General features: G+C 68.8%; 16 protein-coding genes. 5 read left to right on the top strand and 11 right to left on the bottom strand.

Translation table 11 applies throughout. The annotated features are described in order from the left end of the window. Nucleotides 1-38 precede the first annotated feature (38 nt). On the bottom strand, nucleotides 39-923 hold the full coding sequence (locus tag LQ771_RS13830) for a 5'-nucleotidase, lipoprotein e(P4) family (RefSeq protein ID WP_231349974.1): 885 nt from the start codon (nucleotides 921-923) through the stop codon (nucleotides 39-41). A gap of 149 nt (nucleotides 924-1,072) precedes the next feature. Here LQ771_RS13830 and LQ771_RS13825 point away from each other — a divergent pair, with 149 nt between their 5' ends. Further along, nucleotides 1,073-2,107: an AI-2E family transporter gene (locus LQ771_RS13825; RefSeq protein WP_231349973.1), complete on the top strand. Its 1,035-nt coding sequence runs from the start codon at nucleotides 1,073-1,075 to the stop codon at nucleotides 2,105-2,107. 212 nt (nucleotides 2,108-2,319) lie between these two features. Here LQ771_RS13825 and LQ771_RS13820 read toward each other — a convergent pair whose 3' ends face one another. The 3 genes from LQ771_RS13820 to LQ771_RS13810 all read right to left on the bottom strand — a co-directional run bounded on the left by LQ771_RS13820 (nucleotide 2,320) and on the right by LQ771_RS13810 (nucleotide 9,556). After that, nucleotides 2,320-5,217, bottom strand: a complete 2,898-nt coding sequence (locus LQ771_RS13820; RefSeq protein ID WP_231349972.1) for a TonB-dependent receptor plug domain-containing protein — start codon at nucleotides 5,215-5,217, stop codon at nucleotides 2,320-2,322. A 103-nt stretch (nucleotides 5,218-5,320) separates the two neighbouring features. After that, on the bottom strand, nucleotides 5,321-7,336 hold the full coding sequence (locus tag LQ771_RS13815; RefSeq protein WP_231349971.1) for an alpha/beta hydrolase family protein: 2,016 nt from the start codon (nucleotides 7,334-7,336) through the stop codon (nucleotides 5,321-5,323). 246 nt (nucleotides 7,337-7,582) lie between these two features. Then, on the bottom strand, nucleotides 7,583-9,556 hold the full coding sequence (locus LQ771_RS13810) for a UvrD-helicase domain-containing protein (RefSeq protein ID WP_231349970.1): 1,974 nt from the start codon (nucleotides 9,554-9,556) through the stop codon (nucleotides 7,583-7,585). Nucleotides 9,557-9,849: 293 nt separating this feature from the next. On the opposite strand from LQ771_RS13810, the gene LQ771_RS13805 reads away from it, so the two are divergent. From LQ771_RS13805 to LQ771_RS13795, 3 genes are read left to right on the top strand one after another with little or no spacing between them, the layout of a single operon-like run. Then, the gene (locus LQ771_RS13805) at nucleotides 9,850-11,148 is read left to right on the top strand and encodes an NAD(P)/FAD-dependent oxidoreductase (protein ID WP_231349969.1); all 1,299 of its coding nucleotides are present in this window, start codon (nucleotides 9,850-9,852) and stop codon (nucleotides 11,146-11,148) included. Nucleotides 11,149-11,199: 51 nt separating this feature from the next. Then, nucleotides 11,200-11,832, top strand: coding sequence for a thymidine kinase (locus tag LQ771_RS13800; protein WP_231349968.1), 633 nt, complete (start codon nucleotides 11,200-11,202; stop codon nucleotides 11,830-11,832). Nucleotides 11,833-11,891: 59 nt separating this feature from the next. Continuing rightward, complete coding sequence (locus tag LQ771_RS13795; RefSeq protein WP_231349967.1) at nucleotides 11,892-12,656, top strand: hypothetical protein; 765 nt, start codon at nucleotides 11,892-11,894, stop codon at nucleotides 12,654-12,656. Nucleotides 12,657-12,746: 90 nt separating this feature from the next. Here the strand turns inward: LQ771_RS13795 and LQ771_RS13790 are convergent, their stop codons facing one another. Continuing rightward, nucleotides 12,747-15,242 (bottom strand): S8 family serine peptidase, encoded by a 2,496-nt coding sequence (locus tag LQ771_RS13790; RefSeq protein ID WP_231349966.1) that lies wholly within the window; start codon nucleotides 15,240-15,242, stop codon nucleotides 12,747-12,749. A 207-nt stretch (nucleotides 15,243-15,449) separates the two neighbouring features. On the opposite strand from LQ771_RS13790, the gene LQ771_RS13785 reads away from it, so the two are divergent. Continuing rightward, on the top strand, nucleotides 15,450-16,163 hold the full coding sequence (locus LQ771_RS13785; RefSeq protein ID WP_231349965.1) for a 2OG-Fe(II) oxygenase: 714 nt from the start codon (nucleotides 15,450-15,452) through the stop codon (nucleotides 16,161-16,163). Here LQ771_RS13785 and mutM read toward each other — a convergent pair whose 3' ends face one another. The 6 genes from mutM to LQ771_RS13755 all read right to left on the bottom strand — a co-directional run bounded on the left by mutM (nucleotide 16,164) and on the right by LQ771_RS13755 (nucleotide 21,935). Further along, nucleotides 16,164-16,991, bottom strand: a complete 828-nt coding sequence (mutM, locus tag LQ771_RS13780; RefSeq protein WP_231349964.1) for a bifunctional DNA-formamidopyrimidine glycosylase/DNA-(apurinic or apyrimidinic site) lyase — start codon at nucleotides 16,989-16,991, stop codon at nucleotides 16,164-16,166. 77 nt (nucleotides 16,992-17,068) lie between these two features. After that, nucleotides 17,069-18,478 carry an NADP-dependent phosphogluconate dehydrogenase gene (gene gndA, locus LQ771_RS13775; protein WP_231349963.1) on the bottom strand — a complete coding sequence of 470 codons (1,410 nt, stop codon included), beginning with the start codon at nucleotides 18,476-18,478 and terminating at the stop codon, nucleotides 17,069-17,071. 130 nt (nucleotides 18,479-18,608) lie between these two features. Further along, complete coding sequence (locus LQ771_RS13770; RefSeq protein ID WP_231349962.1) at nucleotides 18,609-19,094, bottom strand: hypothetical protein; 486 nt, start codon at nucleotides 19,092-19,094, stop codon at nucleotides 18,609-18,611. Further along, nucleotides 19,094-20,449, bottom strand: coding sequence for a GldG family protein (locus tag LQ771_RS13765; RefSeq protein ID WP_231349961.1), 1,356 nt, complete (start codon nucleotides 20,447-20,449; stop codon nucleotides 19,094-19,096). The genes LQ771_RS13770 and LQ771_RS13765 overlap by 1 nt, the downstream gene beginning before the upstream one ends. After that, nucleotides 20,449-21,204: an ABC transporter permease gene (locus tag LQ771_RS13760; protein WP_231349960.1), complete on the bottom strand. Its 756-nt coding sequence runs from the start codon at nucleotides 21,202-21,204 to the stop codon at nucleotides 20,449-20,451. The genes LQ771_RS13765 and LQ771_RS13760 overlap by 1 nt, the downstream gene beginning before the upstream one ends. Next, nucleotides 21,201-21,935 (bottom strand): ABC transporter ATP-binding protein, encoded by a 735-nt coding sequence (locus LQ771_RS13755; protein ID WP_231349959.1) that lies wholly within the window; start codon nucleotides 21,933-21,935, stop codon nucleotides 21,201-21,203. Before LQ771_RS13755 ends, LQ771_RS13760 begins: the two co-directional genes overlap by 4 nt. Nucleotides 21,936-21,985 lie beyond the last annotated feature (50 nt).

The following is a 21,985-nucleotide window of genomic DNA, read 5'->3' as shown; positions in this document are numbered from 1 at the left end:
AGGCAATACGTGATCTTATAGACCCTAAGCTATTGATTTCAATCAACACGCAAGGCCCTGAGCTTGAGCTGCCGACGCGCATCGCGCGGCGCCTGCCAGTCATTGTCGAACAACGCCGCCTCCCAGCTGCCGTAGGTCGGGTTCGGCAGCACGAACCAGCGCTCGCCGATCCAGTCCAGATAGGGCGCAACCGCCCGCTGGCGGCCTGCCGGCGTGTTGGGCAGCACGTCGACGAAGTCGCCCAGCTGGTCGCCGAACTGCATCAGGACGCGGTACCGGCGCGCGATCAGCTGGCGGCGACAGCCCTTCTCCGAGCCGACCTGCTCGCATCCTTCGACCACGGTACCCAGCCCCAGGAACGATTGCGGACCGGCCACGGGCAGGCCAGCCGCGCGCAGGTTGGCAAGGGTGGCCTGGTCCAGGTCCCTGGCGCGGTTGGACAGATAGAACACATCCACCCCGTGCCGGACGGCAAAGCGGGTAAAGGCGACCACGCCAGGCAGTGCGCGCGCCCTGGCTTCCCTGCACCACGCGGCCCAGTCGGCCTCGTTGAACTCGCCACCGCTGCGCACCAGGCGGGCCTGGTAGGGCGAGTTGTCCAGCACGGTTTCGTCGATGTCCAGCACTACTGCCGGCTTGAGGCCCCTGGCTGGCACCACGCGGTCGGCCCGGGACAGGGCGTCCCAGCCCGGGTCGGCCAACGCGGCAAGCAGGCGGGCCTGGGCGTCGCGGTAGGTCTGCAGGTAGATCAGGTCATGCTCGAGGGCGGTCTGCGTCCAGGCGACGGCGTTGAGGTTGTCGTCGGCGCCGACTGTCCGGGTGATCGGTGGCGCCGGTACGGCAGGCGGCGGAGTCCGCGCAGGCGGTGTCGCGCAACCGGCGAGTAGCGCGAGGGCGGCCACGAGGGGGAGGCGCAACGACATGGGGATCCTTGGGGTGGGGCGCGGGCAAGCCGACGGAACCGGTCCAGTTTACGACAGGCCCCACGGCAGGCCCCGCGCGGGTTCGGCCGGCTGGCGAACGGCGTGGCCTGCTGCGAGACTAAACGCCCGCGCTTCCCCCGAGTCCCGGCATGCTCCCCGATCCTTCCCGCTTGCGCGATCCCTCGCGCGCCGTGCGACTGGCCAGCTACGCGCTGGCGGGTATCGCCCTGGTGCTGGTGCTGGTGCTGCACCTGCTTTCGGCGCTGCTGGCCGGACTGCTGGTGTTCGAACTGGTGCGGACGATCAGCCCCCTGCTGGAGCGGCGCCTGTCCGGCCGGCGTGCCCGCGTGGTGGTGGTGGCGCTGATCGGCGCGGTGGTCGTGGGGCTGCTGATCCTGCTGGCGCTTGGCGCGATCAGCTTCTTCCACAGCGAGATCGGCAACCCGCAGGAACTCTGGGACAAGCAGCTGATGCCGCTGGTGGAGAAGGCACGTGAACAGCTGCCGGCGGCACTGGTCGGCTCGCTGCCGGACAGCGTGGACGAGCTTCGCGTGATGGCCGGCGAACTGACCCGCAAGCACGCCGCCAGCCTGCAGCTGGCCGGCAAGGACACCGCGCGCGGCTTCGCCCACATCATCATCGGCCTGGTGCTGGGCGCGATCGTGGCGCTCAGCCACAGCGCTGGCCCGACGCACCAGGCCGGCCCGCTGGTGGCGACGCTCGGCCGGCGCTGCAACCGGCTCGCCGATGCGTTCCACAACATCGTGTTCGCGCAGATCAAGGTCTCGCTGATCAATACCCTGTTCACCGCGATCTTCCTGATCGGCGTGCTGCCGGTGATGGACATCCACGTGCCGCTGGCCAAGACGCTGGTGGTGGTGACCTTCGTGGTCGGCCTGCTGCCGGTGATCGGCAACCTGATCTCCAATACCGCCGTGACCATCGCCGGCTTGTCGGTGTCCCTCGGCGTGGGCATCGCCGCGCTGGTCTTCCTGGTCCTGATCCACAAGCTGGAGTACTTCCTCAACGCACGCATCGTCGGCACCCAGATCCGCTCGCGCGCATGGGAACTGCTGATCGCCATGCTGGTGATGGAGGCGGCGTTCGGCCTGGCCGGCCTGGTCGCCGCGCCGATCTACTACGCCTACCTCAAGAGCGAGCTGGAAGGCGAGGGGCTGCTGTAGGCCGCGGTATTGCCTCCTCGTTCGCGGGCAAGGAACGGGTGACCCTGATGGCAGGCGCGCGCGACCCCGGTTGCCGTTCGTGGGGTATTGCAGTGGCGTCGCCAGGCTTTGTCGAACTCTCCGGACCGTCTGCACGATTGGCCCGGCCATAACGAAGACGAAAAAAAAGGAGGCGACAATGTCGCCTCCTTCCATGCTCGCACGGTCCTTGCCTAGAACTTGTAGTTCAGGCGGGCAAAGAACGTGCGGCCGTACCAGTCGTACTGCGAGGCGTAGAGCGGCGTGTTGCCGATCACGGTACCCGCGCTCGCGGAGATCTGGTCCGGCTTTTTGTCGAACAGATTGCGCACGCCGAACATCGCTCCCCAGTGCCCCTTCTCGTAGGCCACGGACACGCTGTGGAGCAGCTGCCAGCCTGCCTTGATGTCGCGTGTGGCGCCCGCGTAACCGGAGTAGTTGAAGGTGGGGTCCAGGTCCATCGCGGACGTCGTGCTCACGTAGCGGCCCTGCCAGGCGAACGTCCAGTCGCCGCGTTCCAGGCTCAGGTCGCTGATGCCGACGGTCTTCGGACGACCGATGAAGCCGACCTGGTTCTCCCGGCTGAAGCCGCTGGCCTCGGCCGTGGAAAACAGCAGGGTGGTGTCCTCGATCGTGTACGTCACCTGCGCATCGGCCGAGAGCTTGCCGAACGAGAAGTCCTTCGCGTAGTTGACCTGAAGGTCGTAGCCGCGGGTCCGCTCACGGTTGATGTTGATGTAGGAACCATAGACGTCCGTGATCATGAACGGCGTCGACGGATCGCTGGACGGCTTGCGGACGATCTGGTCGCAGAACGAGTTCGGGTACACCGACGACAGATAGCAGCCGGAAATGACGTCGCCTGCATCCAGGTTGGTGATCTCGCCACGCACGTCGTAGTCGAAGTAGTCGACGGCCAGGTTGAGGTTGGCGAAGTCCGGCGACCAGGCGAAGCCCAGCGACTTGGCGCGCGAGGTCTCCGCTTCCAGATGGCCCTTGCCGCCACCGGAGTGGATCGTGGCCGACGAGGCACCGCCGGCCGAGTAGTCGGCGGGGATGCCGGCGGCCGCGCAGTTGGCACGCAGGCGGTCGTTGGTGCTGTCGCCCCACAGGATGCACGGGTCGATGGTCGTCTGCGACTGGAAGCCGGTCTGGTCGCCCAGGTACAGCTCGTACAGGCCAGGTGCGCGGTAGGAGGTGCCGAGCGTGCCGCGGATGCGGAAGGTCGGGGTGATCTGCCAGTTCAGACCGGTCTTCCAGACCTGGTCGCGGCTGTCCACCGAGCCGTACTTGAAGACACGCCCGGACATGTTGACCGAGAGCGACTCGATGGCCGGGATGCCCTTCAGCAGCGGCACGTCCACCTCGCCGAAGATCTCGCGCACGTTGTCCGTGCCGTGGGTCCGTTGCGCCGAGGTGTAGCCCCAGGCCCTGGAGGCGAGGGTGAAGTCGCTCGGCACGTCGTCGATCTTGTAGTGGCGGTATTCCACACCGAAGGCTGAGGCGACGTCGCCTGCCGGAAGCGTGAACAGGTTGCCGGTCAGCAGCGCATTGGCCGTGGCCTGGGTGTACAGCGTGTGGCCGGTATTCCAGGCGCCGATGGCGTTGACCAGGTCGCCCATGCGCTCGCCGCTCAGGATGCCCGGATCGAAGTAGTCGACCGAGGCCTCACCCGAATCGTCGTAGCTCAGGTCGCCGGTCTTGGCCACGTCGATGTCGCGATGCGTGTAATCGCCGCTCGAACGGCTGTAGCCGGCATTGACTTCCCACGACCAGCTGTCGGTCGAGGAGAACAGGCCTTCCAGCTTGGTGGTGCCGTAGAGGTAGTTGACCTTCTCCGTGCCGTCGTCCGGGAACGGCATGATCGGCTCGTACACGTTGGACAGGTCCGGCTGCATCGGGCCATCGGAGACCAGCGGGAAGAACTGGCGGTAGGAGTGGTCCTTGCTCTCGCGGTGGTTGAACAGCCACTGCGTCTTCCAGTTCACGCTGCCGAAGCTGAAGTCGGTCGCCGCGTAGACGCTGGCGCGCTTGCGCTGGTTGATGACGTAGGCGTCGTTCATGAACGGGTAGTTCAGCACGTCCTCGTAGTACGCCTGGCCGTTGGTGTCGTAGCGGGGCGTGGGGTACGGACGCGGGTGGTAGCCCGGGAACGGGCCGACGGTGCTGCCGTCCGCCGAGGGCACGTAACGGACGCGCGAATTGAGGTACCAGATGATCGAGTTGGCGTAGAGGTTGTTGCAGCCCGCGAGCGAGGAGCCCGCGAGAATCGAGCGGTCCTCGCGATCGATCCGCTGTCCGTCCGTGCCCCAGACCATGTCCCGGTTGCACTTGAGGAAGTCGCGGTCGCCCAGTTCCAGGGCCTCCAGCTTGTCCAGCTGCACGGCGGCCACGACGCTGCCGTTCTTGAAGTTCCAGCCGGTGCCGAACGAGCCGGTGTACTGCTCGCCACCGCCATGCTGCGGCACGCTCGCCGCGAAGGTCATCTCCGGACGATCGATGTTCTTCTTGGTGATCAGATTGACCACGCCCGACAGCGCGTCGGAACCGTAGATCGAGGACGAACCGTCCTTGACGATCTCGATGCGCGACAGGATCACCTGCGGAATGACGTTGAGGTCGAACGCGCCCACCTGGCCGCGCACGCCCGCCGGACCCGGCCGCTGGCCATCGAGCAGGATCAGCGTGCGGTTGGCGCCGAGGCCGCGCAGGTTGACCGTCTGCACGCCGGTGCCGCCTTCGACGATGTAACCGCCGAACTGGCCGTTGATCTGCGTGGAGCCGGCCGCGGCAGCCGAGGTCTGCAGGAAGTCGGCCGTGTCGAACTGGCCGGCGGCAATGTTGTTCTCGATCTCGATCACCTGCACCGGGGCGGTGGTCTCGTACTCGGGCCGCTTCAGCAGCGAGCCGGTGACCGTAATCGTTTCCAGGTTCTTTGCCTTCTCCGTCGTGGAGGGCTGGCCGGTCGATTCGGTGGACTGCGCCGGCGAGGGCGACTGGTCCTGTGCGAACACGGGCACGACCTGCAGTGCGGCAATGACAGCTACTGCCAGCGGCAGGCGACGGAGCCCGCGTTGGACAACCTTTTTCATCAATTTTCCCCTTGTTTCCCCAGTTTGACGCAAGAAGCCGCGACCGCATCAGGTTGCGGTCGAGCCGATGTAGCCCGGGCGAGTCCGGGCCGAAAAAACTACGTCAGCGAGCGAGGCCGCAGTCCTTGCCGAGATAGCTCTCGATCAGGCTCAGCGTCTCGCGCTGCTGGCGCGGATACCACGGCATGCTGTGCGGCATGTCGGCGATCACGTGGTACTGCGCAGGAACGACGTCTTTGACCGCCTTGTAGAAATCACGCGGGTGGAAGGGCGGTACGCGCACGTCGCGGTCGCCGCCGAACAGCATGATCGGCAGGTGGGCCTTGCTCGTGTTGTCCATCGGGTCCATGCCCTTGACCGTCTGCCCCTGCAGAATGCGCTGCAGGCGGTTGTCGCTCCATGAGGTGCCGAGCCGGCCGAGGTTGGCTACCGGCGCGCCGGCGATCGCGCACTGGAAGGGCGACGGGTCGCGCACGACCGCGGCCACTGCGGCAAAGCCGCCGTAGGAGTAGCCGAAGATGGCGATGCGATCCCGTGCCGCGATGCCCTGGGAGACCAGCCAGGCGGCTGCGTCATCGTTGTCGTCGGACATCTTCAGGCCCCACTGCTTGTCGCCGGCGAGCCACAGGCTGCGTCCGAGTCCCGACGAACCGCGGTACTGCGGGCGCAGCACGGCATAGCCGCGCGAGGTGAGCAGCGGCACCCAGCCGGAAGCGTCCCAACCCACGTAATCGCGCGCCCATGGACCACCGTGCGGGAGCACGACGGCCGGTGCCGGAGCGTCGCCCTTCTTCCAGCCGACCGGCAGGTCGAGGATGGCGGGAATCTCGCGACCGTCACGCGCCTTGTAAGTCACCCAGCTCTCGTCCAGCGCCAGGCCCTTCTCGAGCCACGGGCGCTGGCTGCCCAGGTTGACGATCTTCTTGTCCAGCAGCAGGTGGTAGGCGATGGGCGTACCGGGCGCCTGGGTGCTGAACAGTACGCGCGAGAAATCGTCCGTGTACTCGCCGATCGACACCTGCTGGTCGGGGAACGCGCTCTTGATGCCGGTCTGGATGGCCTTGAGCATCGGGTCCACGTAGACCACCTGCCGATGCGGCCCGTCGACGACGAAGCCCACGACCTGGTTGAAGTCGGCGCGGCGCGTGCTGAACAGCAGGGCGTCGATCGAATAGTCCTGATCGGCGACGACCGGCTCGGCGTCGTACTTGTGCTGGACCGGGTCGTACAGGCGTGCCTGGACCTTGTCCGAAAACTGGTCGGTCAGCACATAGAACTTGCCCGAGGCATCGTCCATGCCCACGACGTCGACCGTGTACCGGTCCGAGAGCCTGGTGGTCAGCGGAGCCTGCAGCTCGAACTGCCCGGTCTTGGCATTGAGCAGCTGCACCTGCTGCTCATAGCCGCCGCCGACCGGGACGATCTCGGTCTTGGCCAGCACCTTGCCTGTGCGGGAGTCGAAGAGCGCCGGCGTGGCACGCGCCCCCCCGCGGAACAGCAGCTCGGTTTCGCCGGTCTTGAGGTTGTACAGGTAATAGCTGGAGGTGAGGCTGAGCTCGCTCAGTTGCCGGATGATCACCCGGTCGGAATCCAGCGGCAGCATGTTGACCAGCGAGGCGGTGCCGGCCAGCTCCAGGCAACGCTGGGTCTGTTCGCTGACGCCCACCTTGCGGACATCGCTGGTGAACGCCTCGTCGAAACTCTTCTGTTGCAGGCCGGTCAGGTAGGCCTTGACCATGAAGGTCCGCGTGGCGCCGGTGCTCTTGCCCTCGCCACAGCCGCCAAGGTCGCCCGTCCATTCCTGGCGTGCGATGGCCAGGATCTTGTCCGCCTTGAGGGCGGAGGCGGTGATGAACTTCATGTGCTCGCCCGAGGGCGTGATCACCTTCGGTCCCGCCGACAGCGTATCGATGTCCCAGGTGGCCAGGGCCGTCTCGTCCGGGTTCTTCGGCGACGGGATCAGGGCGACGAGGCGCTCGCCATCCGGGCTCATGGATACCGACTGCAGCGCAGGCAGGCGCGCGAGCGCCTCGACGGCAACCGGCTCGGCCGCCTGGACCTGGGCCACAGCCGTAGCCAGCAGGCCTGCTAGCAAGGCCCGGTGAAGTGTGTGACGCATGTTTTTTCCCCCAAATTGCACAGCGATCGCGGCCCCAAACCGTGACACTGGCGTTACAGAATCGTGAAGGTATCAGAACAATAATGTCTTGGACACTTATCCCCCGAAAGCCTGCGCAAAGGGCTGGCGCGCCGCGGCCGTCCTGTGCACTTACGGGCGGCGAGGGTGTCGCCAGGTGTTGTCACATGGGCGGACGAGGCGCCACGCGGCCGGCCGTGTACCCGGGGTCCATCCCCTGGCCCGAAGTCACTCCAGCATGGCCTTGATTCTGGCCATGTGCGACTCGGCGGTCTCGCGCACGATTTCCTTGTCCGCTTCCGGGTCCTTGCCCTGCCAGTGCAGGTCGGCCTGCGGCAGTTCGTGCAGGAAGCGGCTGGGCTGGTTGTTGTGGATCTCGCCGTACCGCCGGGTGCGTGCGGACCAGGACAGCGTGAGCAGTTCCTTGGCGCGGGTGATGCCGACGTACATCAGGCGCCGTTCCTCGTCGATGCGGCCCTCGTCGATGGCGCCCTCGTGCGGCAGCGTGCCTTCCTCGCAGCCGACGATGAAGACGAAGCGGAACTCCAGGCCCTTGGCCGCGTGCAGGGTCATCATGCGCACGGCGTTGCCGGGCTCGTCGCGGTCGGCGTGGCTGAGCAGGGCCAGTTGCGCGGCCAGGTCCCCGGCGCTGCTGCCCTTCTGCATCGCGCGGAACCAGTCGCAAAGCTCCTGCAGGTTGGCCAGGCGGCGATCGCGCAAGCTCGCGTCCGGCGTGCTGGCGGCGAGGTGCGCGGCGTAACCGGTGCGCTTGAGGATGCGCTCGACCAGATCGGCGGCGCTCTCATGCAGCGAGGCGCTGCGCAGTTCGTCGAGCAGCTCGGAGAAACCCGCCAGTGCGGCGGCCGGACGCGGCGTGAGCTGGCGCAGCACGGCGTCGCTACGGGTGGCTTCCAGCAGCGAACAGTGCTTCGACTGGGCGAGCTGGCCGAGCTTCTCCAGCGTGGTCGCGCCGACCTCGCGTTTGGGCACGTTGACCACGCGCAGGAACGCCGCGTCGTCGCTGGGGTTGGTCAGCAGGCGCAGGTAGCAGAGCAGGTCCTTCACCTCGGCGCGGTCGAGGAAGGACAGCGCGCCGGTGAGGTGATACGGGATCCGCGCCAGGCGCAGCGCCTTCTCCAGCGGCCGGGCCTGGAAATTGCCGCGATACAGGACGGCGATGTCGTGCCAGCGCGCCTTGTGCTTCTCCGCGAGCGTGGTGGCGATCGCGGCCACTTTCTCGGCCTCGTGCTCGGCGTCCTTGCACTCGAGCACGCGGATCGGCGCACCCTCGGGGTGCTCGCTCCAGAGCTTCTTCTCGTGCAAATGCGGGTTGTTGGCGATCAGCTGGTTGGCCGCGCGCAGGATGCGCTTGCCGCAGCGGTAGTTCTGCTCCAGCTTGATCACCCGCAGGTTCGGCCAGTCGCGGCCGAGCTGGTCGATGTTCTCCGGATTGGCGCCGCGCCAGGCATAGATCGACTGGTCGTCGTCGCCGACGCAGGTGATCCCGCCGCGCTCGCCGGTGAGGCTCTTGAGGAGCCGGTACTGCGCGTCGTTGGTGTCCTGGTATTCGTCCACCAGCAGGTAGCGCAGGCGCTCGCGCCAGGCGTCGCGGCACTCGGCGTCCGATTCGAGGATGCGCAGCGGGAGGCGGATCAGGTCGTCGAAGTCGACCGCGTTGAAGGCGGCCAGGCGCTGCTGGTACATCTGGTAGATCGTTGCCGCTTCCAGCTCGCGCGGCGCGCGCGCGGCGGCCAGCGCTTCCTCGGGCGACAGGCCGGCGTTCTTGGCGCGGCTGAGCAGGTTGCGGATGCCGAACAGCACGTCGGGTTTGGCGCCCTTGGGCGCGAGCTCCTTGGCGATGCCCTCGCTGTCGTCCGCGTCCAGCACCGAGAAACCGCGGCGCAGGCCCGCGCGCGCGTGCTCGATCTGCAGGAACTTCAGGCCCAGCGCGTGGAAGGTGCACACGGTGAGCGCGGCGGCGTCCTCGCTGCTGACCAGCTTGCCCACGCGCTCGCGCATCTCGCGGGCGGCCTTGTTGGTGAAGGTGATTGCCGCGATGCGGCTCGCCGCGAGCTTCCGGCGCTGGATCAGGTGGGCGATCTTCTGGGTGATCACCGAGGTCTTGCCGGAGCCGGCGCCGGCCAGCACGAGCAGCGGGCTGTCGCAGTGTTCGACGGCGGCCAGTTGTTGCGGATTGAGCATGGAGCGGGCGGCGGTACGGGCGGAGGCCGATGGTAGCAGAGCCCCCTGCCGGCCCCGGGATTGCGCCTGGGAGACTGTCACAAGCTGGGCAAGCCAGCTAGGCGAAACCCCGCTCCTCGTAGGAGCCCACTTGTGGGCGATGCCTTTGCGCCGCAGAAAGCCAGGAGCATCGCCCACGAGTGGGCTCCTGCCAGGGCGCGGCGGTTCACACGCGCTGCGCCGCCCCATGGCACCACCTTCTGCCGCATCGGCCATAATCGGCCGGCAATCCAAAGAGTCGCCCGGGGGAGCGGATGGAGCGGGAAGCGGCAATCGAATCATGCGACGTGGCAGTCATCGGTGGCGGTCCGGCGGGCAGTACCGCCGCGGCACTGCTGGCGCGGCGCGGCTACAAGGTGATCGCGCTGGAGAAGGAGCGCCACCCGCGCTTCCATATCGGCGAGTCGCTGCTGCCGATGAACCTGCCGGTGCTCGAGCGCCTGGGCGTGCTGGACAAGGTCCATGCCATGGGCGTGTTCAAGGCCGGCGCCGACTTCGAAGCCGACAACGAGCGCGGCTACAACGTGTTCTCCTTCGGCCGCGCGCTCGGCGAGAGCCCGCCGCACAGCTACCAGGTGTGGCGGCAGGACTTCGACAAGATGCTCTACGACCATGCGCGCGAGTGCGGCGCCGATGCGCGCGAAGGGCAGCAGGTGGTCGCGGTCGAGCAGATCGGGCCGCGGCAGGCACGCCTGGAGGTGAAGACCGACGAGGGCGAGCCCTACACCATCGAGGCGCGCTACCTGATCGACGCCAGTGGCCGCGACGCATTCCTGTCGACGAAGAAGAAGCTCAAGCGTAAAAACCGCCAGCACCAGAGCGCGGCGCTGTTCACCCGCTTCGGCAACGCGGCACGCCGCCCCGGCGAGGACGCGGGCAACGTCAGCATCTACCGCTTCGAGCACGGCTGGATGTGGATGATCCCGCTGCCCGACGGCAGCATGAGCGTGGGCGCGGTGTGCTGGCCCGAGTACCTGAAGCGACGCCGTGGCGACACGCGCGAGTTCCTGCTCGACACGCTCAGGCAGAACACGCGGCTTTGGGAGCGGCTCGACGGGGCCGAGCCCGTCGACGAGGTGCGCGCGACGGGCAACTATTCCTACGATTCCCGGGAGATGGCCGGTCCCGGCTGGATGCTGGTCGGCGATGCGTTCGCGTTCCTCGATCCGGTGTTCTCCTCGGGCGTGTTCCTGGCGATGGACGCGGCCGAGCGCGCGGTCGAGGTGGTCGACGGCGCATTGCGCGACCCCAGCCGCGAGGCGGCGCTGCAGCGCGCGCTGGAAAAGCGCCTGCGCAAGGGCATGGCGCGCTTCGCCTTCTTCATCTACCGCTTCAACGAGCCGGTGATGCGGCGCATGTTCGCCTCGCCGCGCAACACCTGGCAGCTGGAGCAGGGCGTGATCTCGATGCTGGCCGGCGACCTGTTCGATCCGCGCCCGGTGCTGCTCAGGCTGCGCGTTTTCAAGATCGTCTATGGCATGAGCGTGCTGGCGAACCTGCGCCAATGGTGGGCCGGTCGTCGCTATCGCCTGGCCCAGGCGCGCGCCGAATAGTCGCCTACAATGGCGCGTTTCCGCTGACCGACCCGGCTCCGCCGACGCCTCATGGCCAAGTTCTATTTCTATTACTCGGCAATGAATGCCGGCAAGACCACCACGCTGCTGCAGAGCGCGTACAACTATCACGAGCGCGGCATGCGCACGCTGATCCTCACGCCTGCGCTGGACAACCGTTTTGGCGGGGGCGTGGTCGCCTCCCGGATCGGCCTGAAGGCCAACGCGCGCCGCTTTGGCGCGGGCGAGGATCTGCTCGCGCTGGTGGAGAAGGACGTCGCCGAGCGCGGCGCACTGCACTGCGTGTTCGTGGACGAGGCGCAGTTCCTTTCCAAGGCGCAGGTCTGGCAGTTGTCGGACGTGGTCGACCGGCTCAACGTCCCGGTATTGGCCTACGGCCTGCGCACCGATTTCCGCGGCGAGCTGTTCGAAGGCAGCCGCTACCTGCTCGCCTGGGCCGACAACCTGGAAGAGATCAAGACGATCTGCCACACCGGGCGCAAGGCAACCATGGTGGTGCGCGTAGACGAACAGGGCCGCGCCGTGACCGAGGGCCCGCAGGTTGAGATCGGCGGCAACGACCGCTATGTCTCGGTAAGCCGCGCCGAGTTCAAGCACATCACCGAGGGCCGCGGCCGAATCGAGCTGCAGCAGAGCGTGCTGCCGCTCGACGACACGCGCTGAAGGCCGTCGCCGGTTCCCGCGGCCGACAGGCGAAACCCGGAAACCCCAAGGACACCCGCATGACCGCCACTCCGGAAGCCTGGCCTCGCCCGTACTGGCAGCCGAGCGACGAGACCATCGTGCTGCATTTCTACGTTTTCGGCCGTTTCGCCGAAGACCTGGCGATTCCCGCCGCGCGCTACGCGAGCCAGGGCCTGCCCGAAGGGGTGGCTCTGCAGCGCTTCAGGCACGACGCACTGCGCGGCTGGGAGGGCTACCCGCTCAAGGGCGCGCTGGGCGAGGTGCTGAAGGAGGATGCACCGGCGGCCTTCGAGCAGGCCCGTACCGCGCCCGACGTGCTGGTCGTGCGCGGCGAGCTGCCCGACCGCGGAGACCTCGATTACCTGCGCGACACGCTGGGCGTGCTCGCCGGCCTGCTGGACGTCGGCGGCGACGCGATCCTGGACCCGCAGATCCTCACCCTGTTCGATGCGGACGCCTGGCGCCGGCATTACCTGGTGCCCGGTGGCGCGCCACCACGCCACCACGTGCTGATCCTGCGCAACGAAGACAAAGAAGAAGGGCGCGCCACGATCCATACCCGCGGGCTGCGCAAGTTCGGCCGTCCCGACCTGAGCATGCGCCACGTACCCGATGCACACGCCGGCCAGGCCGGCATGCTGTGCGAACGGCTGGTGGAGCTGCAGGCGCTCGGTGCGCGCTTCGCCGAGGGCCAGCCGCTGGAGGTCGAAGGCCTGCCCGGCGAGCTGGTGGCTCATCCGGCCGGCAGCTTCGACGACCCGCGCTTCAACAACACCCACGTCGCCTTCGACTGGCCGGTATGACGCCGGGTGGGCTTCGGCCCGCCCTCGCGGGGTGCGCAGTGGCCTGAAGCCCGAGTGGTCCGGCGGCCAGGCCGCCGGACCGCCGGGCGTTTACTGCCCGCTCTGGTACACCGTCAGGTAGCGTCCGGCCGCCACCGCATAGGCGGCACGCGTGACCACCTTGTTCGGGTCGAAGTACGCGTGCATGGTCGGCTGCAGGTCGTACGGGCCCTGGGTCACCTTGAAGCGCGCGTTGATGACGCCGCGGTCCAGCGCCAGTTGCACGTAGCCACGCAGGTTGGCCGGGACCTGGCCGGCATCGTCGACGGGGATGCGCTGGCCTTCGTAGAACGCGGTCAGCGGCCCGGTGAAGGCGCGGGCCTCGTCCTGCAGCGCAAGGCTCTGCACCAGCGAGTAGGCCAGGCTCACCCGGGTCACGCTGTCGTCAGGGTGGAACTGGCCGCCCCACAGGTTCATCACGCCGTCCTGGCTCTGGCTGGTGTCGCGCAAGGCGCCGCCGCGGGCGATCGCCGACTCGGCGAAGGGGTAGACGTTCTTGCCGGTGGCCAGATCGGTGAAGCTGGGCTGGCCATCGAACGGCAGGTACTGGCGCACGCTCGCGCCCATCACCAGGTAGCGGGCCAGGTCCTTGCGCCGGAGCGGGTCGTCGGGGTGGTAAAGGCCATCGGCCAGGCCATCGACCAGGCGGTGGGCGACCGCGAACTCGATCGCCTGCCGCGCCGGGTGGTTGGCGATGTCGCCCAGGCCGGTGTAGCCGCCGCTGTTGAGGAAGCTCACCTCGCCGGTGACCGTGCCGGGCGCGGCGTAGCCGTTGGTGGCCCCGATCGGGTCGACGTCGGTGCCGGAGACCGAGCCGATGCCGCGCACGGTCACCCTCCACACGCCCGGCTTGGCCGGCGCGCCGGTGGTGACGGTGTCACCCAGCACCGGCAGCGCGATCGCCGAGCCGTAGTGCACGCCGTCGGGATCGATCAGCACCAGCGCCAGCGTGTTCGCATCGATGGTCGCGCGCGCACTGACCCAGGCCACTTCCGGCCCCACCGTGAAGCTCTGCTCGCCGACCGGCCCGACCGGCGCGAAGTCCACCGAGAACGGCACCGGCGGCGCGCCCGGGGTGACCAGCGCGTTGCTGTTGAAGTCGTGCAGCGCGTTGACCGTGCCGCCGAAACCGCCGCGGATGCCAGCCGCCTCGGCGACCGCCGTGTAGGCGTTGACGTGCCCGGCGCCGGCCTCCCAGCCGAGCCGCCCGGTCATGTTGGTGGCGGTGCGTTCGAGGATGTCGCGCACCTGCGCCGGCGTGAGGTTCGGGTTGGCTTCCAGCATCAGCGCCACGATGCCGGCCACGTGCGGGGTGGCCATCGAGGTGCCGCTCATGATCGTGTAGAAGGGCAGGTAGGCCGCCGGGATGACTTCGGCGTCCTGCTGCGCGGCCAGCGCCGGCAGCGTGCCGGTGCTGTCGCGGGTGGAGATGATGTCCACGCCCGGGGCGACGATGGTCGGCTCGTTGACGTAGGTCCACTGCTTGCCGTCGGGCATGGTGAAGCGGCCGCTCTCGCCACGCTTGCCGCGCGAGGAGAAATCGGTCAGCACGCCGTTCTTCTCGCTGGCGCCGACCGAGATCACCCACGGTGCCTGCGCGTAGGGATTGTGGGTGTCCTCGCCGGGGCCGTCGTTGCCGGCGGCGAACACGCTGACGATGCCGCGCTTGTACAGCTCGTAGGAGGCGACGTTGACCGGGTCGGCCGGATCGAACTTGCCCGAGCTGCCCCACGAGTTGCTGACCACGCGGATCGGGTTGCGGAAGCTGAACTGGTGGGTGGCCGCATAGTCCAGGCCGCCCACCGCGTCGAGGATCAGCAGGACGGCGCCGGAGCCGTAGCCGACCAGGTCGGCGCCGGTCGCCACACCGGTGTACAGGCCGTTGGAGCGCGCACCGTTGCCGCCGACGATGCCGGCGCAGTGCGTGCCGTGGCCGGAGCCCCAGTCGGTGTTCGCCACGCCCTCCACGTAGGTGATCGGCAGCATCGTGTCGTACGCGGCGAGGTTGGTCAGCGCCTGCGTGTTCTGTACCACGTGGGTGCCGTACTGGAGGTCCATGTGCGTGGCGTCGATGCCCGAGTCGTTGATTTCGACCGTGACGCCCTTGCCGCTGAAGGGAATGGCGCGGTGGTAGTCGGCCGGGTTGGCCACCGTACGCGCGGCGCCGGACAGGCCGTTCGCCTCGGCGTCCAGGTAGGTCAGGCGGCGGTTGGCCCAGATCGACAGCACGTCGTCGCGCTGCGCCAGTGCGCGGATCTCGGCGGGAGTCGCCAGCGCGCCGGCGATCGGCAACGTGTGCATGGTCAGGCCGCGGGTAATGCCCAGCGACTCGAGTGCCGCCAGCTGGTCGCTGGTGACCGGGCCCGATTGCTTGTAGGTGACCACGATCTGGAGCGGATCGGTTGGCGCGGCACTCTCCATCCGTGCCAGCAGTTGGGGATCCAGTTGGGCGTCGGCAAGCGCCACGCCGCTGGCGAGCAGGCCGGCGGCGATGGCGCAGAGACGGAAAGTGGCGTGTTTGAACGACGGCAGGAATGATGACGGCATGCGTTAGCTCTCCCCGAAGCGCCCGCGGGATCGGGCGGCCGGGGCAGAATTTGCAGGCGCGCGTGAACATGCGGTCGTCTCTTTCCACACGCGTGCGTATGGGTACTGAGCATGCCGGAGGCGTGCGGGCCCTTGCCAGGCAAGCGTTTGCCGCGCCCGGGCGGCATGCGAGGATGGCTTTCCCGCAGCTGAACCTTGATCCCCTGCATGCATGCCTCTTCGCCTGGAGACGACTTCATCGAGCTCTATCCCGATGCCTTGCCGCCGGCTACCTGCGCCGTGCTGGTCGCGCGTTTCGCGGCCAGCGACGGGCTGCGTCCCGGCCGGGTCGGCGCCGGCGTGATGCCGGAACTGAAGGACAGCCAGGACCTCGGCATCAGCGGCCTGCCCGCGTGGCAGGACGCCGAGGCGGCGCTCAACCAGGCGGTGTTCGCCGGACTGCTGAACTACCTGCGCCGCTACCCGCATGCGCTGGTCGCGCCGCTGATGCTGCAGGTGCCCGGCGCCGACGGCGCGCCCGAACGTCTCACCCCCGAGCGCCTGCAGGCGATGGACGACGCGATGCTGGCGCCGCTGGTGGAAACCGTCTTTCGCCCAGGGCCGATCAACCTGCAGCGTTATGCCGCCGACCGCGGCGGCTACCCCTACTGGCATTGCGAGCTGTACCCGCGCGACCCCCACGCCGAGACGCTGCACCGGCACCTGCTGTGGACGCTCTATCTCAACGAGGGCTTCGGCGGCGGCGAGACCGAGTTCCTGTACCAGCGGCGCAGCATTGAGCCGCGCACCGGCGCCTTGCTGCTGGCGCCGGCGGCGTTCACCCACACCCACCGCGGCAACCGCCCGCGCGGCGGCGACAAGGTGATCGCCACCAGCTGGGTGCTTTTCCAGCGCGCCGAGCAGTTGTACCGGGGCCGCTGATTAGCGCTGGCAGCGCGGGCACCAGAAGGTCGAGCGCTGGCCGAGCACGGTCTGGCGGATAGGCGTGTTGCAGACCTTGCACGGTTCGCCTGCGCGGCCATAGACGTTGAGTTCGCGGAAGAAGTAGCCGGGCGCACCGTCGGGATTGAGGAAGTCCCGCAGCGTCGTGCCACCGCGCTCGATCGCCCAGCCGAGGATGCGCTTGACCTCCGCGGCGAGCCGCGCGTAGCGCTCGCGCGAGACCTTGCCGGCCGCGCGGCGCGGGTCGATGCCGGCGGCGAACAGCGCTTCGCTGGCGTAGATATTGCCCACGCCGACCACCACCGCGTTGTCCATCAGGAACAGCTTGACCGCGGCGCTGCGGCCTCGCGACAGACGCCACAGCCGATCGCCGTCGAAGGCGTCGGTGAGCGGCTCGGGGCCGAGCGCGGCGAGCAGTTCGTGGGTCTGGCCTGGTGGCTGCCACAGCAGGCAGCCGAAGCGGCGGGGATCGGTGAAGCGCAGCACGCGCGCGGGCCGGCCGGTTTCCGCGGCCAGTGCAATGTCGACGTGGTCATGGGCGCCCAGCGGTGCGTCCGGCGGCAGCACGCGCAACATGCCGCTCATCCCCAGGTGCATCAGCGCGCTGCCGGCGCGCGTGTGCAACAGCAGGTACTTGGCACGTCGCTCGACCGTCTCGATGCGCTGGCCGGGCAGCAGCTCGCGTACCTCGCGCGGGATCGGCCAGCGCAGGTCCGGGCGACGCAGCACGACGTCGGCGACGCGACGGCCCTCGACGTGGGGAGCAATGCCGCGGCGGGTGGTTTCGACTTCGGGAAGTTCAGGCATGGCGGCAGGGTGGCGGGGGACGCCTCGACGGGCAAGCTCGCCGCATCGCTTTCGCTAGAAGGTGAGCGGGGCCGGCCTCAATCCTCCCACTGGACGTGGAAGCTGCCCGGCCGGTCAATCCTTTCGAAGGTGTGCGCGCCGAAGAAGTCCCGCTGCGCCTGCAGCAGGTTGGCCGGCAGGTGTTCGCTGCGGTAGCCGTCGAACCACGCGATCGCGGACGCCAGGCAGGGCGTGGCGACGCCGCAGGTCACGGCGGTGGCAACCACCTCGCGCAGGGCCTGCTGGTAGCGCGTGGCCGTGTCGGCGAAGTAGGGGTCGAGCATCAGGTTGGAAAGCGCCGGGTCGCGCGTGTAGGCCTCCATGATCCGTTCCAGGAACCCGGCGCGGATGATGCAGCCGGCGCGGAAGATGCTGGCGATGGTGGCGTAGTCGAGGTCCCAGTCGTGGGCCGTCGAGGCGGCGCGCAGCTGGGCGAACCCCTGCGCATAGGAAATCAGCTTGCCCAGGTACAGCGCGCGACGCACGGATTCGACGAATGCCGCGCGGTCCCCCGCGAAGGTCGTCGTGGGGCCGCGCAGCACGCGGCTGGCAGCGAGGCGCTCGTCCTTCTGCGCCGACAGCCCGCGCGCGAACACCGCCTCGGTGATCAGCGGCAATGGCACGCGCATTTCCAGCGCATCCTGGCAGGTCCACTGACCGGTGCCTTTCTGCAGCGCGCGGTCCAGGATCATGTCGACCAGGTCGTTGCCGGTGTCCGGATCCCTGCGGGTGAAGATATGCGAGGTGATGCCGATCAGGTAGCTGTCGAGTTCGCCCCGGTTCCAGTCCGCGTAGACGCGCGCCAGTTCGGCGTTGGACAGGCCGAGCACGTGGCGCAGCACCGCGTAGCTTTCGGCGATCAGCTGCATGTCGCCGTACTCGATGCCGTTGTGCACCATCTTCACGTAGTGGCCGGCGCCGTTGGGGCCCATCCAGGCCACGCAGGGCGTGCCGTCGGGCGCGCGCGCGGCGATCTCGGTGAGGATGGGCTCGACCCTCGCGTAGGCCTCGCGCGGTCCGCCCGGCATGATCGACGGCCCGAGCAGCGCGCCTTCCTCGCCGCCGGAGACGCCGCAGCCGATGAAGTTGAAGCCGGCCGCCTGCATCGCGCGTTCGCGGCGGATGGTGTCGCGGTAATAGCTGTTGCCGCCGTCGATCACGATGTCGCCCGGCTCGAGCAGCGGCTGGAGCGCCTCGAGCATGGCATCGACCGGAGAGCCGGCCTTGATCATCAGCAGGATGCGGCGCGGCCGTTCGAGCGAAGCGACGAAGGCGGGCAGATCGTGGAACGCCACCAGGCGGCGATCGGGATGGGCGGCCATGACCTGGTCGGTGAATGCACCATCGTGGTCGTAGACGGACACGGCGTGGCCGCGGCTTTCGATGTTCAGCGCCAGGCTGCGTCCCATCACGCCCATGCCGAACACACCCATCACCTGCTGGCTCATTGCCTGCTCCTTCGGACACTTCGATCCGTCCCATATGGGACCGCCGCACGCGTGCCACAAGCGCCGGCTTTCATGCCTGTGCGAGACCGCACGTCGCCCGGTTCGCGCACAGGGGTGCGCTCCTACGGGATCAATGGATGCGCTCTGCGTCCCGAGTGGCCGGGCGTGGCGTGTAACGCAGCGGCACGAGTGCGATCCGGTTTCCCACCCGCACGTAACGCAGCGGCCCGGTCACCGCGGTCGTGCCGAAATCGAGTGCGTGGCCGTCCAGCGTGAGCTGCGCGAGCGGAGGCGCCAGGCCGACCTTCGCGACGTCGAACTCCGCGGTCGACCGCCAGCCGATCACCGGCGCCTGCGCGATCTCGGTCAACTCCTGCAGCCGGCCGTCGTCGGCGCGCCGGCCGTCGGCCTGCCACCAGTGGCCATCATGGCGGCGGTAGCGCGCCGGCGGCTGGCCAGGCAGGACGAGCGCCACCGAGTTGATCGCGGCCGGATCCAGCCCCAGCAGCGTGCCGGGCGTTTCGCGCTGGTCATGCAGGTATTGCACGGCGGCCAGCGCCAGCAGCGCCAACGCGATCGCGGCGACGATCCAGCGCTGGCGTGCCTTGCGCCGCATCAACGTCGGCGCCGGCGCCAGGTCACCACGCCGCCGATGGCCAGCAGCAGCAACGGCAGCGCGACCAGGAAGCCCAGGCTCAAGATGTTGAGTCCCGTCTGCGAGAGTTCCAGAACGCGATCGGGTGCGCCGCGCGGCGGCAGGCTCACCAGCGCATCGTCGCCGAGCAGCCAGTCGAACACGCGCTCGCCCAGCGCGCGGTTGCCGCCGTTGCCGAGGAAGGTGTTGGAGAGGAAGTCGCCATCACCGATCACGGCCACGCGCTGCTGGCTCTTGTCCGGACTGGGCGACAGGCGCGACAGCGCCAGGCCGAAGGCCAGCGGGCCCTTCAACTCGCCGGCCGCGGCGTCGTAGCGGATGGTCGAGTTCGATGCGTTCCCGATCGGCTGGAACTCGGTCCAGCTTTGCGGCCCGGATTGCAGGAAGTCCTGCACCGCCCAGTCGTTGCTGTTGATCTGCGCAAGCGCGGCGACCTGCGGGAACAGCGTGGTCAGCATGAAGCCGCGCGTGATCGCGTGCGGCGGATAGGCGCCCAGCGCCAGCAGGCGCGGGTCCTTCAGGCCCAGCGCGGCGCCGCCGCCGTCGACCAGCACGCCGGGCAGCACGCGCAGACCCAGCGTGTCGGCGAGCGGTGCGAGGTTGAGGTCGCTGTTGGCCGGCTCGGTGAGCCACAGGAGGTTGCCGCCGTTGGCCAGGTAATCGACCAGCGCACGCACCGCGCCCGGCTCCAGTGCCAGCGAGGGACTGGCCAGCACGACCAGGTCGGTGTGCTGCGGCACGGCCGTCACCTGGGCGAAATTGAGCGGTACCGCTCGCATGCCGCGGCTTTCGAGCTGCGCCATGAACGTACCCAGGTCCGCGTTGGCCTGGCCATCAGCGCGGCGCTCGCCGTCGCCGGTGACGAAGGCGACGATGCGCTCGCCGCCACGGGCCAGCCGCTCCAGCGCATTGGTCAGGCTGCGCTCGGACAGCTCGTCCAGCCGCTGCTCGCGGCCGCGGTAGTGCACGATGATCGCGCCGTCGACGGTGATCCCGAGCTCGCGCATCTTCGCCGGGTCCTGCTGCGGGTCGACGAAGCGCAGCGTGAGGTCGGGCTTGGCCCGGCGGTAGCGTTCGAGGAAGCCGGCGATGGTCGGGCGCAGGTCGCCCTGCGGGTTGGCGTAGCTGACGATCTCCACCGGCCCGTCGAGCTGGCCGAGTACGGCGCGGCTCTCCGGCGACAGGCTGGCGCGCCCGCCCGCGGTCCAGTCGGCGACGAACACGTGCCGGGTGGTGAGGTAACCGATGGCGCCGGCACCGGCGAGCAGGGCCAGCGCGAACAACCAGCCATCCAGGCGTCCAAGCAGCGTGCGCATCAGCCGCGCTCCCGTTCGGCCGCGACGCGGCGGATCGCCAGCGCCAGGCAGACACCCGCCAGCAGTGCGAACCACGCGACGTCGACACTGGTCACCAGCCCCCTCAGCAGCGGCTGCAGGTGCGAGCTCATGGCCAGCCAATTGATCGCGCCGCCTTCCACGCCGGCCAGCTGCGCACCCATGTTCACCGCCCACAGGCCCAGCGTGAGCACCAGTGCGGCGGCCGCGGCGAGAGCCGGGTGCGAGGCGAACGCCGAACAGGCGAGCCCCAGCGCAGCCAGCGAGGCCAGCAACAGCGCCATGCCGAGCGTGGCGGCGGCGAGCTTGCCCCAGTCGATCGCGGTGGCGTGCGCCAGCGCCGCGGGCATCGCCAGCACCAGCGCCAGCCAGGCCAGCAGCCATACCAGCAGCGCGAGGTACTTGCCCAGCACGATGCGCGAGGGTTCGAGGCCCATGCCGAGCAGCAGCGCCAGGCGCCCCTCCCGGCGCTCGCCGGCCAACGCCGACATCGACAGCAGCGGCACCACCAGGAAGGCGAGCTCGGCCAGCTTGGCCAGCAGTGGCACGGCCACCAGGTCGGTGTAGCCGGGGCCGTCGGGCAGGGCGGCCAGCCGGATATGCGCGGCCAGGAAGCTGCCCAGCAGCAGGGTGAAATTCCACGCCAGCCAGGCGAGCGTGAGCGCGCCGAGCACCCAGGCGAGCGGACGCACGAACAGACGGCGCAGCTCCAGTCGCGTCATCGCCAGCGTGCTCATGCGGCCGCCTTCGCGGTGGCGATGGCGAAGAAGCGCTGTTCCAGCGCGGCATGGTCGCCGGCCTCCAGCGCGCCGGTGTAGCGCAGGGTGCCGTCGTGCAGGATCGCCACGCGATCGCACACCGCGGTGACCTCGGCCAGCACGTGGGTGGACAGGATCACGGCGGTGCCGGCAGCGGCCTGTTCGCGGATCAGCGCGCGCAGCGCGGCGACCTGCACCGGATCGAGCGCATTGCCCGGCTCATCCAGCACCAGCAACGCCGGCTGGTGCAGCAGCGCGCAGGCCAGACCCAGTCGCTGGCGCTGGCCCTGCGAGAGCACGCCGGCCAGGCGGCGCTCCAGCGGCGCGAGCTCCAGCCGCTCGATCATGCGCCCGCGTGCCTGCTTCAGCGCCGGACCCTTCAGCCCGCGCAGGCGACCGTGCGCGTCCAGATGTTCCCCCACCGTCAGTTCCTGCCACAGCGGGGCACGTTCGGGCAGCCAGCCCACCAGGCGGCGCGCGAGTGCCGGCTGCTCGGCCAGATCCTCGCCGTCGAGCAGGATGCGCCCGCCGTCCGGTGCCAGCGCGCCGGCGATCATCGAGAGCGTGGTGGACTTGCCTGCGCCGTTGACGCCCAGCAGTCCCAGCACCTGGCCGCGATCGAGCGTGAGGTCGAGGTGCTGCACCGCGGCCCGTCCGGCGCGGTGGCGGCTGGCTTTCTCCAGCGTTAACAGCGGGTGTGGCAGAGTCATTGCATGATTGTCACGGTGCCCCCACGTTTACACAACAGCGTGGAGCGTTT

This window comes from Frateuria soli (assembly GCF_021117385.1).
GTDB lineage: Bacteria > Pseudomonadota > Gammaproteobacteria > Xanthomonadales > Rhodanobacteraceae > Frateuria_A > Frateuria_A soli.
Note: the sequence above shows the minus strand (reverse complement) of the source record. Positions and strands in the feature narration are given on the sequence as shown.